Origin of the sequence: Brevundimonas nasdae (assembly GCF_019395145.1) — a bacterium.
GTDB classification, from domain to species: Bacteria; Pseudomonadota; Alphaproteobacteria; order Caulobacterales; family Caulobacteraceae; genus Brevundimonas; species Brevundimonas nasdae.
The window spans coordinates 1,109,446-1,121,173 of record NZ_CP080034.1; the positions used below are offsets into that span (position 1 = coordinate 1,109,446).

At 66.4% G+C, this 11,728-nt stretch carries 9 protein-coding genes and 1 tRNA gene; 2 read left to right on the forward strand and 8 right to left on the reverse strand.

The features are described from left to right. Window positions 1-16 precede the first annotated feature (16 nt). On the reverse strand, window positions 17-2,452 hold the full coding sequence (gene hrpB, locus KWG56_RS05445; RefSeq protein ID WP_219354004.1) for an ATP-dependent helicase HrpB: 2,436 nt from the start codon (window positions 2,450-2,452) through the stop codon (window positions 17-19). A gap of 148 nt (window positions 2,453-2,600) precedes the next feature. Between hrpB and KWG56_RS05450 the strand changes: the two genes are divergently transcribed. After that, on the forward strand, window positions 2,601-4,145 hold the full coding sequence (locus KWG56_RS05450) for an amino acid permease (RefSeq protein WP_219354005.1): 1,545 nt from the start codon (window positions 2,601-2,603) through the stop codon (window positions 4,143-4,145). 63 nt (window positions 4,146-4,208) lie between these two features. Here KWG56_RS05450 and KWG56_RS05455 read toward each other — a convergent pair. Both KWG56_RS05455 and KWG56_RS05460 read right to left on the reverse strand, forming a co-directional pair. Continuing rightward, window positions 4,209-4,293, reverse strand: a tRNA-Leu gene (locus tag KWG56_RS05455). Between the two features lie 311 nt (window positions 4,294-4,604). Continuing rightward, on the reverse strand, window positions 4,605-4,775 hold the full coding sequence (locus tag KWG56_RS05460) for a hypothetical protein (protein WP_219354006.1): 171 nt from the start codon (window positions 4,773-4,775) through the stop codon (window positions 4,605-4,607). Window positions 4,776-5,186: 411 nt separating this feature from the next. Here KWG56_RS05460 and KWG56_RS05465 point away from each other — a divergent pair, with 411 nt between their 5' ends. Beyond that, window positions 5,187-6,506: an Hsp70 family protein gene (locus KWG56_RS05465; RefSeq protein WP_219354007.1), complete on the forward strand. Its 1,320-nt coding sequence runs from the start codon at window positions 5,187-5,189 to the stop codon at window positions 6,504-6,506. Here the strand turns inward: KWG56_RS05465 and KWG56_RS05470 are convergent. The 5 genes from KWG56_RS05470 to KWG56_RS05490 all read right to left on the reverse strand — a co-directional run bounded on the left by KWG56_RS05470 (window position 6,503) and on the right by KWG56_RS05490 (window position 11,578). Beyond that, complete coding sequence (locus KWG56_RS05470; protein ID WP_219355207.1) at window positions 6,503-7,162, reverse strand: OmpW/AlkL family protein; 660 nt, start codon at window positions 7,160-7,162, stop codon at window positions 6,503-6,505. The two genes, KWG56_RS05465 and KWG56_RS05470, sit on opposite strands and share 4 nt — an antisense overlap. A gap of 128 nt (window positions 7,163-7,290) precedes the next feature. Beyond that, window positions 7,291-8,667, reverse strand: coding sequence for an oxygen-independent coproporphyrinogen III oxidase (gene hemN / locus KWG56_RS05475; RefSeq protein ID WP_219354008.1), 1,377 nt, complete (start codon window positions 8,665-8,667; stop codon window positions 7,291-7,293). Beyond that, on the reverse strand, window positions 8,654-8,803 hold the full coding sequence (cydX, locus tag KWG56_RS05480) for a cytochrome bd-I oxidase subunit CydX (protein ID WP_017504187.1): 150 nt from the start codon (window positions 8,801-8,803) through the stop codon (window positions 8,654-8,656). Before cydX ends, hemN begins: the two co-directional genes overlap by 14 nt. Before the next feature lie 19 nt (window positions 8,804-8,822). Then, on the reverse strand, window positions 8,823-9,971 hold the full coding sequence (gene cydB, locus KWG56_RS05485) for a cytochrome d ubiquinol oxidase subunit II (RefSeq protein WP_219354009.1): 1,149 nt from the start codon (window positions 9,969-9,971) through the stop codon (window positions 8,823-8,825). Between the two features lie 26 nt (window positions 9,972-9,997). Beyond that, window positions 9,998-11,578: a cytochrome ubiquinol oxidase subunit I gene (locus tag KWG56_RS05490; protein ID WP_201100984.1), complete on the reverse strand. Its 1,581-nt coding sequence runs from the start codon at window positions 11,576-11,578 to the stop codon at window positions 9,998-10,000. Window positions 11,579-11,728 lie beyond the last annotated feature (150 nt).

An 11,728-nucleotide genomic window follows, 5' to 3' on the forward strand; every position in this document is an offset into this window, starting at 1 on the left:
TCGCGTCAACCCGCCATCAGGTTCCGCACGGCTTGGCCCGGTTGGTCGCCTGGGCCTCAGCCGGATTTTCCGGCCACGGATGGCGCGGATAGCGGCCCCGCATATCCGCCCGCACGCCCGCCCATGATCCAGCCCAGAACCCCGGCAGGTCCTTGGTCACCTGCACCGGCCGCCGCGCGGGCGACAACAGCGACAGGGTCAGCGCCACCCGCCCGCCGCCCACAGTCGGATGGGTGGTCACGCCGAACAGCTCCTGCACCCGGATCTCGACGCGCGGCCCGCCCTCGGCGCCATAGTCGATGCCCGCCGATCCCAACGGCGTCGTCAACCGTGTCGGGGCCAGTTCATCCAGCTTCCGCTGCAAATCCCAAGGGATCAGTCCGCGCAGGGCGTCGGCCAGCCGCCCGTCGCCGATGGCCTCCAGCGACTTGGCGCCCTCCAGCAGCGGCCACAGCCATTCATCCGCCGCCGCCAGCAGGGCCGCATCCGACATGTCCGGCCAGGCGGCGTCCAGCCCATGCAGGAACGCCAGCCGCGCGCGCAGCCCTCCCGCCTGCTCGCCCCATTTCAGAACGCCCAGACCCAACGCCTCGACCTCGGCGCGCAAGGCGCCGGCCATCGCCTTGGCGTCCGGGGCGCCGACCACTTTTTCATCGAGAACGATGGCGCCGATCTTGCGCGCACGGCGGATAACCATTCGCCCCGACGGCTCTTTGACCAGTCGGTCCTCGACCTCGATCAACCGACCCAGGTCCGCCTCGATCCTCGATCCGTCCAGCGCCGCCGCCAGCCGCACCCGATCGCGCGCGTCCCCGCCGCCCAGTTCCGCCACCGCCAGCCAGGTTTCACGCGCCAGATGATCCGTGGGCTCCAGCATGGCCCCGCGCCCGCTGGCCAGCAGCAGTTCGCCCGTCTTGCCGCGCGCCTTGGCGATCCGTTCGGGGAAGGCTTCGGCCAGCAACAACCCCGGCTCGACCGCCTTGCCCGACCCGCCGCCCGCCGCCCTGGCCCAGCGATCCGCCAGCTTCATCGCATCACGCGCGCGCGGCGACCGATCCCGCTCCAGCCCGACCAGACGGTCCGCCAGATCAACACCCGCTCCGCCTAGGCCCGGCTCGCTCAGCACCGCTGCAATCTGCGCGCCCGTCATGGCGTCGCCAGCATCGGACGCCACCGCGACCATGTGCGCCAGGCGTGGCGACAGCGGTATCCGCGTCAGCCGCCGCCCATGCGCCGACAGGCCGCCCTCAGCGTCCAGCGCACCCAGCCGCGTCAGCACCTTCCGCGCCTCGGCCATCGCCCCCATTGGCGGCGGGTCCAGCAGGGCCAGCCCCTCGACCGACCGCGCGCCCCACCGCGCCAGATCCAGCGCCAGACTGGTCAGGTCGGCCTCTTGGATCTCAGGCCGCTGATGCGGGACCAGACCCCGCGTCTGTTCCTCGTCCCACAGGCGATAGCAGACGCCCGGCTCGGTCCGACCGGCGCGCCCGCGCCTCTGTTCCGCCGACGACCGGCTGACCTTGACCGTCGCCAGCCGGGTCAAGCCGCTGGACGGCTCGAAACGCGGCACGCGCGACAGGCCGCCGTCCACCACGACCCGCACGCCTTCAATCGTCAGGCTGGTTTCCGCCACCGAGGTCGCCAGCACCAGCTTGCGCCGCCCCGGTTCCGCTGGTTCGATGGCCCGGTCCTGCTCCACCCGATCCAGACCGCCGTACAGCGGAACCACATCGACGTTCGGCAGCCGCAGCCGCTCCTTCACCAGGCGCGCGACACGGTGGATTTCGCCCTGCCCTGGCAGGAAGCCCAACACCGAGCCTGTCTCCTCCCCCAGCGCCGTCAGACAGGCCCGCGCCATCGCCTCGTCGAAGCGCTCGGCTGCATTGCGCCCCAGGTATCGGGTCTCGACCGGAAACGCCCGGCCTTCAGCCTCGATCACCGGCGCGCCGTCCAGCAGCCGCGACACCCCGAGCACGTCCAGCGTCGCAGACATGACCAACAGCCGCAGGTCGTCACGAAGCACCCCTTGCGTCTCACGCGCCAACGCCAGCCCCAGGTCGGCGTCCAGACTGCGTTCGTGGAATTCATCGAACAGCACCGCGCCCACGCCTTCCAGCGAGGGATCATCCAGGATCATCCGTGTGAAGACGCCTTCGGTGATGACCTCGATTCGCGTCTTCGGGCCGATCCGGCTTTGCAGGCGTGTGCGATAGCCGACAGTGCCGCCTGCCTGTTCGCCCCGGGTCTGAGCCATGCGGTCCGCTGCGGCGCGTGCGGCAATCCGGCGCGGCTCCAGCACCAGCACCTTGCCGTCGCCCAGCCAGGGCTGATCCAGCAAGGCCAGAGGCACGACCGTGGTCTTTCCCGCCCCCGGCGGGGCCGCCAGCACGGCTGTATTCCCGTCGGCAAGGGCGGCTTTCAGCGGTTCGAGCACGGCGTGGATCGGCAACATCAGGCGGCTCTAGCGCGACGCGGTGCGATCACGAAAGCGTCGTCTCGCCTTAACCACCTCGTCATGCGCGTTGCGCGCGGCCCTTTCCATCGCTAGCGTCCGCCCCAAAGCAGTCGAGGGGCTGCCAGTAATCGTGGGGAATATCTAAATGTGGCGCGTTAAATCGTTGGATGCGATCCTCGCATCCGCGGAGAAAAAATCGCTAACCCGGAGCCTCGGCCCCGTTCAGCTGACCTTGCTGGGCGTGGGCGCGATCATCGGCACCGGGATCTTCGTATTGACGTCGGAAGCGGCCCAGAAGGCCGGACCCGGCATGATGTGGAGCTTCGTCATCGCCGCTGCGGTCTGTGCCGTGGCGGCGCTTTGCTATTCAGAGATCGCTTCGATGGTGCCGGTTTCCGGCTCCGCCTACACCTACACCTATGCGGTAATGGGTGAGTTGCTGGCCTGGATGGTCGGCTGGGCGCTGATCCTAGAATACGCCGTGGCGGCCTCGGCGGTGTCCGTCGGCTGGTCCGGCTATTTCATCGGCCTATTGCAGAGTTGGGGCATATCACTGCCCCATGCCTTATCCGTCGGCCCCTACGCCGGCGGCGTCGTAAACCTGCCCGCCCTGCTGATCGCCCTGCTGATCACCGGCCTGCTGATGATCGGCACCAGCGAGAGCGCGCGCGTCAACGCCGTTCTGGTCGCCATCAAGGTCACCGCCCTGACGGTCTTCATCGTTCTGACCCTGCCGGTCCTGAAAGGCGCCAACTTCACGCCCTTCACGCCGAACGGCTGGTTCGGCGATGGTCATGGGGCCGGACTGGGCGTCGTCGGAGCCGCGGCCTCGATCTTCTTCGCCTATGTCGGCTTCGACGCCGTCTCGACGGCGGCGGAAGAGACCAAGAACCCGCAACGCAACGTGCCCATCGGTCTGATCGCTTCGCTGGGCATCTGCACCATCTTCTACCTGCTGGTCGCAGCGGGTGCGATCGGCGCCATCGGCGCCCAGCCCCTGGTCGGCGCTGGCGGCGAGGTTCTGCACGCCGGTTCGTCGGCCCTGGCCGCTCAGTGCGCGACCTATTCGTCGCTGCAGGAGCCGCTGGTCTGCTCGCGCGAAGCCCTGGCCCACGTCCTGCGCGTCGTCGGTCATGAGCGTATCGGCGACTTCATCGGCATCGCCGCCTTCCTGGCCCTGCCTTCGGTCATCCTGATCATGCTGTTCGGTCAGACCCGCATCTTCTTCGTGATGGCGCGCGACGGCCTGCTGCCTGGCTTCCTGGCGACCATCCACCCCAAGTGGAAGACGCCGCATATCGTGACGATGATCACCGGCGTCGCGGTGGCCATCTTCGCCGCCTTCCTGCCGGTGGGTAAGCTGGCCGACATCTCCAACTCCGGCACCCTGTTCGCCTTCTTCATGGTGGCGATCGCGGTGATGATCCTGCGCGTGACGCAGCCTGAGCGTCACCGCCCGTTCCGGACGCCGCTGATCTGGGTCATCGCGCCTTTGGCGGTGATCGGCACCCTGGGCCTGTTCTTCAACCTGCCGACGGAATCACAGCTGGTTCTGCCGATCTGGGGCGCCATCGGCCTGCTGGTCTATTTCGCCTATGGCTATCGCAAGAGCCACGTCGGACGCGGTCTGACCGAGATTCACGAAACGGACGACGACGCGCCTCCGCCGCCCGTCCCTCCGATCCGCTAAAAGCAGAAAGGCCCCGGATCGCTCCGGGGCCTTTTTTCTTTGGGTCCATGGTCTGAAAGACCTTGGTGCGGATGAGAGGACTCGAACCTCCACGCCTCTCGGCGCCAGAACCTAAATCTGGTGCGTCTACCAGTTCCGCCACATCCGCCAACCGGCAGGACGGGCCTTCTAGGTGGAATTTCCTGAGACCGCAATCGTCTCTGTTGATGCCGCTGTATGCGGAGCCGTCGGACAGGCATTGGCCTAAAATGGACCGAGAGCGGCCTGATCCGCTGCGTTGGGGTGGAGAGATCAGACCGCCCCAGACGTGCAGGACGCGCCGGGCGCCGGTTTTTGTGGGACCGACGCAGCCATGCGCTTAAGGCGCGTCGCCAACCGTCGACACTCGGTGAAACCACCAAGGTCCGCGCATCAGTTCGAACGCGGCTGTCGCCAGCGGGGCCGCCAGGGCCGAAATCCCTACTGAAGCTTCTTTTCGCGCTTGATGGCCTGATCGATTTCAACGTCGGTGACGCCTTCCTTCTTCAGGATGCTGCGCACGACCGGGCCGGCGCCGATCAGAGGCAGAGGCTGGTCGAACAACTCGCGCCACAGGCGATCAAGCACGGTGTCTTCAACTGAAAGTTCCATCTTTGGAATTCTCTCACTGGGTCCGAGACGCAATTCACGCTTACAGATCCGACGCTCCGCGGCCCGCCAGTCACCAGCGTGGCAGGCCCCAAGCGCGGCCTGACCCAAGTCTTTGGAGGGAACGGGTCAGGCCGCCCGAACATCCCGGAGCCAGAAAGGTTCGGAATGTTCAGTGCGCCGTGCCGTCGGGGGGGACGACGCCTACCAAAGCTACGTCAGCGCCCCCTACGGCAATAGTTGGTGAAAATACGGGGTTTTGCGCAATCGTCGCCCCAAGGTTGTGTCGAGGCCCGGCGCAAGCGCCTCATCCAGCCGGGCGAGCCAGGTTTTTCGTGACGGGCGCAGACTGGCCCTTGCCTTCACGCGCCGGGGCTTTAGGAACCCGGCTCCCCTCTCCCCAGGACGCCAGACATGACCGTGCAGCCGCCGAACACGATCGGCATCGACTTCGGCACGACCAACACCGTTGTCGCCCTGACCGATGCCAACGGACACGCCCGCCTGGTCACCTTCAACACCAGCGAAGGTCAAAGCGCGACCTTCCGTTCGGCGCTCAGCTTCCAGTTTCACGCCAGCATCGACGGCGAGCCGCCCGAACGCGTGGTCGAGGCCGGGCCCTGGGCCATCGACGCCTTCGTCGAAGACCCGCTGGAGACGCGCTTCATCCAGTCGTTCAAGACCTTTGCCGCCAGCGCCGCCTTCACCGAGACCCGGATCGACAACAAGCGCTATCGGTTCGAGGATCTGCTGGCCGCCTTCCTGCTGCGCCTCAGCCACCATGCGGGGGACGGCATGGCCAACCTGCCGCCGCGCGTGGTCGTTGGCCGCCCCGTCACCTTTGCGGGCGGCAACCCGGACGAGGCCCTGGCTCTGCAACGCTATCAGGAGGCGTTCGGCCGCCTGGGCTTCACAGACATCCGCTATGCGCATGAACCGGTCGGCGCCGCCTTCTATTTCGCGCGCCTACTGAAAGAGGACGCCACGGTTCTGGTCGCGGACTTCGGCGGCGGCACCAGCGACTTCTCCATCATCCGGTTCGAGCGCACCGGAGACGCCCTTCGCTCCACGCCCCTGGCTCGTTCGGGTGTCGGCGTTGCGGGCGACGCCTTTGACTATCGGATCATTGACCAGCTGGTGTCGCCCGAACTGGGCAAGGGTGGTCAGTACCAGGCGCTGAACAAACACCTGCCGATCCCGCAGCGCTATTATTCCGCCTTCGCCCGCTGGGACCAGTTGGCCCTGCTGCGCGCCTCTCGCGACATGCGCGACATCCGCGCCCTGGCCCGCACCGCGCTGGAGCCGGAGAAGATCGAACGCCTGATCGAGATCCTGGACGACAACCACGGTCACGCCCTTTACCGCGCCGTCTCCGCGCTGAAGATGGCCCTGTCGAAGGATGAGACGGCGGACTTCGTCTTTGCGGCAGGCGACGTGCGGATCGAAAAGCCGGTGGCCCGGTCGGATTTCGAGGGCTGGATCGCGCCCGAACTGGCCGCCATCGAGGGGGCTGTAGACGAAGCTCTGGCCAAGGCCGATCTGGCGCCCGACGCCATCGACCGTGTCTTCCTGACGGGCGGCACCTCCTTCGTGCCTGCGGTGCGCGCCATCTTCCAGCGCCGATTCCAGGCGGACCGCATCGAAACCGGCGGCGAGTTCGAATCCATCGCCGCCGGCCTGGCCCTGATCGGGCTGGAGCCCGACCTGGACCTCTGGAGTGAAAAGGCCGTCTAGAACTTGCGGCCCACGCCTATGGACACGACCCACGGGTCCAGATCGACGTCGCTCTTCAGCGCGCCGTCGTTGATGTTGGCGTCGGTGTTGAACCAGACCTTCTTGACGTCGACATTCAGGCTCCACGGCCCCTGAATGCCGATGTCGGCGCCCGCCTGCAGCGCGTAACCGAAGCCATTGCCCAGATCGACGGTGAAGCCGTTCTTGTCCTTGCCGCTGTAGAACAGCATGTAGTTCACGCCTGCGCCGACATAGGGGCTGACGCGGCCGCTGTTCAGCGGGCGGTACTGCAGGGTCACGACCGGCGGCAGGACCCAGGTTTCATGCACCAGCGCATCCGTGGCTCCGCCCTGCGCGCGGATATCGTGCTTGGTCGTGCCCAGGATCGCCTCGACGGCCAGGTGGTCGGTCAGGAAATAGGTGAAGCCCAGCGTCGGCATCACGCTGGCGCCCACATCCACCTTCAGGCCCGTATCCGCACCCGCCGCCGTGGTGATGGCGTTGTTCGCCTGAGAGAAGACATCGGTGACGCGCCCGGTGACGATGAAGTCGCCCTTCTTCGGCATTTCCCAAGCGGTCGTAGTTTGCGCCATCGCAGGCGCGGCGAAGGCTGCGACAGCAGCGGCGGTCAGGATCAGGGTCTTCAGTTTCATCATCGTCATCCCGACGCCCGGGGCCGCCTCATGCGGCCGGTGTCTCAGGCGTCGGACAGGGTGATGCGCCACCTCGCCCACTCCGACTTTGATCCAGCGCAATCATCGACGGGGTTGGACAATCTGTCCCCTCAGACCACCCGCCCATGCTTCTGCTGCAGGCCGACCGCATTGGGATCAAAGACTGCACAGACGGCGCGCACGAAGGGCCGTCCCAACGGCGTCACCGTCACCAGATTGTCCTGAACCCCGATCAGGCGGTCACGGACGAAGCGGTCCAACAGCGGCCAGGCCCCTGCGACCTCGTCCAGGTCGCGCCGATGACGCCCAGCGACCGCAGCCACATCGACGACGAAGTCGCACATCAGCCGTTCGATGATCTCGCCGACGAAAGCGTCCCGCGGCGTCAGTTCGACCCCGCGCGCCAAGGGCAATTCGCCCGCCTCAACCGCCATCCGCCAGTCCCGCTCCTTGGCGTGGTTCTGGACGAAGCCGCGCGGCGTGCGGCTGATCGATGAGGCGCCCAGCCCGATCAGCACCGGGGCCTCGTCGGTCGTATAGCCCTGGAAGTTGCGACGCAGCCGCCCCGCCCGATGGGCCTGGGCCATGGTGTCATGCGGCAGGGCGAAATGGTCCAGACCGATCGGACGCCAGCCGTTGCAGGCCAGATAATGCGCCGCAGTCTGGCTCTGTTCGAACCGGGTTTCGGCGTCGGGCAAATCGGCGTCGTTGATCAGCTTCTGATGCGGCTTCATCCACGGCACATGGGCATAGCCGAACAGGGCGATCCGCTCGGGCCTCAGCGTCGTCACCTGTTCCAGCGTGGCGACCACGTCCGCCGTCGTCTGCAGCGGCAGTCCATACATCAGGTCCAGGTTCAGCGAGGTCACGCCCTGCGCCCTCAGCCCCTCTGCCGCCGCACGGATCGTATCAAAAGACTCGGGCCGGTTGACCGCCGCCTGCACGCGGAGCGACAGGTCCTGCACGCCCAGGCTGGCGCGGGTCAGACCGATCCGCCCTGCCGCCTCGATCCATTCCGGCGTCAGGACCTCCGGGTCCAGTTCGGCCGCGATTTCCGAACAGTCGCTCAGATCGAACCGCGCCGACAGGCCGTCGAACAGCCACTCCAGATCATCGGGCGACAGCATATTGGGCGTGCCGCCGCCCAGGTGGATCGACCCGACGCTCACCGGCCGACCGATCTTCGCCAGCACCAGGTCGGCCTCTGCCAGCAGCAGATCGACATAGCCGGAGATCACGCCCGCCCGGTTCATCGCCCGGGTGTTGCACCCGCAGTACCAGCACAGCCGCTTGCAGAACGGGATGTGCAGATACAGCGACACGGGCTGGTCCAGCGGCGCACTGCTCAGCCAGCCCGCCCAGTCGCCCGCACCGACAGCGGGCGTGAACTGCGCCGCCGTCGGATAGGAGGTGTAGCGCGGCGCGTGAGCATCATAGCGTTCGATCAGCTCACGCGTCGTCAGCACGGGGACGCTACAGAGGGACATCGCCCTCTTTCGACGCATCCGGGGTCGACAGGCCCGCGTCGCCTTCGTCGAACAGGTGGAACTCGTGCCACAGGCCGTTCAGCACGCCGAAGCCGACCGCAAGTCCAAGGCCCAGAATCCAGGAGAAATACCACATCGCTTTTGGCTCCTATGGCTCAGTAGAGGTCGGGGTTGGTCTTGAGGGCGGCGGTCGAGGTCCGCCCCCACAGCACGCGGTAAACCCAGGTGGTGTAGATCAGGATCAGCGGCAGGAAGATCACCGTCACGATCAGCATGATGAACAGGGTCAGGTGGCTGGACGAGGCGTTCCACACCGTCAGGCTGGACTGCGGGTCAATCGAGCTGGGCAGAATGAACGGGAACATCGACAGGCCGGCTGTGGAGATGATGCCCACGGTCGACAGGGACGATCCACCGAACGCCAGAGGCGCAGACCGACGCCACATGCCGATCAGACCGGCCAGAGCCCCCAGGAAGCCCAGAGCGGGTGCGATCAGCATCCACGGATAGCGACCGTAGTTGTCCAGCCAGGCACCCGGCGCCGCTTCAACCGTTGTACGCAGCGGGTTGGAGAAGCCGTTGATGTCCAGCGCGCCCGTGATCCGGTAGCCCAGACCGCCATAGGCGACATACAGACCGCCCGCCGCGAACAGCACAAGGGCCAGAACGCCAGCGACGGTGCCGAACAGACGGGCGCGATCCAGCACCGGCCCCTTCTCGGCCTTGACCGACAACCAGGCCGCGCCGTGCAGCACCAGCATGGCCGCCGACAACAGGCCTGCGATCAGGCTGAAGGGCGTGAACAGGCCCAGCAGGCTGCCGTCGTAGAAGGAACGCAGATCGCCATCCAGATGGAAGGGCGCGCCCAGCAGGACGTTGCCGACCGCAACCCCGAACACCAGCGCAGGCACAAAGCCGCCGATAAACAGGCACCAGTCCCAGAACGACCGCCACTTCGGCGACGGGCGCTTGGAGCGGTACTTGAACGAGACGGGCCGCAGGATCAGCGCCGACAGCACCAGGAACATGGCCAGGTAGAAGCCGGAGAAGCTGACGGCGTACACGAAGGGCCAGGCGGCGAAGATCGCGCCGCCGCCCAGGATGAACCACACCTGGTTGCCCTCCCAGGTGGCGCCGACGGTGTTGATCACCATGCGGCGCTCCTCATCCGTCCTGGCGACGAAGGGCAGCAGGGCGCCGACGCCCAGGTCGAAACCGTCGGTCAGGGCGAAGGCGATCAGCAGCACGCCCAGCAGTCCCCACCAGATCAGGCGAAGCGTGGCGAAGTCGAGGGGAAGATCCATTGTCGGATATCCTTACAAGGTCTGTGTCAGGCCACGGCCGGCGCGGCGGGGCGCTCAAGCGGGGCTTCGGGGCTGGGTTCGCCGAACGTCTCCTGTTCGTGGAACGGGCCCTTCTTGATGGTGTGCAGGATCAGGCGGACCTCGACGACGGCCAGCGATCCGTACAGCAGGGTGAAGCCGATGATCGTCGCCCACAGCTGCGGCACAGTCAGCGAAGACGCGCCCAGGAAGGTCGGAAGCACGCCGTCCACCGCCCAGGGCTGGCGCCCGAACTCGGCCAGGATCCACCCGAACTCGATGGCGATCCAGGGCAGCGGAATGGCCAGCACCGCGACCCGCAGGAACCATTTCGTATGATGCTTGCGCAGGGTGCACAGAACAAAGGCCGTGCCGAACAGGGCGATCATGAACATGCCCACGCCCGCCATGATGCGGAAGCTCCAGAACAGAGCCGGCACGTTCGGCACCGTGTCCCACGCGGTCTGCTTGATCAGTTCGGGCGAGGCCTGACGCGGATCAGCCACGTGGCGCTTCAGCAGCAGGGCGTAGCCCAGGTCGCGGCGGTGGGTTTCGAACACAGCGCGCGCGGCCATGTCGGCCGGATCGGCCTTGATCTTCTCCAGGGCGTCAAAGGCGATCACGCCGGATTCGATGCGGTCCTCCGCCGTCGCCACCAGTTCGAAGATGCCTTCGACCGGCTTGTCGATGGTGCGGGTGGCGATCAGACCCATGACCCACGGCACATGGACGCCATAGTGGGTCTCGCGGTCCTTCATGCTGGGAATGCCGATCAGGGTCAGGCCAGCAGGCGCGGGCTCGGTGTGCCACATGGCCTCCAAGGCGGCCAGCTTCATCTTCTGGTTGTCGGTCAGGGCATAGCCGGACTGGTCACCCAGCACGACGACCGACAGCGACGCCGCCAGACCAAAGGCCGAGGCCACGGTCATCGACCGCTTGGCGAAGCCGACATGCTTGCCGCGCAGCAGATAGAAGGCCGACACGCCCAGAACGAAGACCGAGGCGCAGACGTAGCCGGCGCTGACGGTGTGAACGAACTTGGCCTGCGCCACCGGATTGAACAGCACGGCCATAAAGTCCGTGACCTCCATCCGCATGGTGTCCGGATTGAAGGCGGCGCCGACCGGGTTCTGCATCCAGCCGTTGGCGATCAGGATCCACAGGGCCGACAGATTGGTGCCCAGGGCGACCATGAAGGTGACGAACAAGTGGGCGTGGGGCTTCAGCTTGTCCCAGCCGAAGAACATCAGCCCGACGAAGGTCGCCTCAAGGAAGAAGGCCATCAGCCCTTCGATGGCCAGCGGCGCACCGAAGATGTCGCCGACATAATGGCTGTAGTAGCTCCAGTTCATGCCGAACTGGAACTCCATGGTGATGCCGGTCGCGACGCCCAGCACGAAGTTGATGCCGAACAGCACGCCCCAGAAACGGGTGATCGTCCGCCAGATCGGACGGCGGGTCATGACATAGATCGACTCCATGATGACCAGCATGAAGGACAGCCCCAGCGTCAGGGGCACGAACAGGAAGTGGTAAAGGGCTGTCAGCGCGAACTGCAGCCTGGACAGGTCGACGACCGCAAGGTCGATCATGGCTATGCTCCGAGGGGCCGGCCACGACGACCGACGTTTCCTTCGCCCTAGAGATTCGGCGGGGCGCGCGCCTTGATCTCGATCAAAGCCCCCGGCGGCGGCCTCATCTACTGGACGGTTCGCCCTTGGACGTTCGGTCCAACGGTG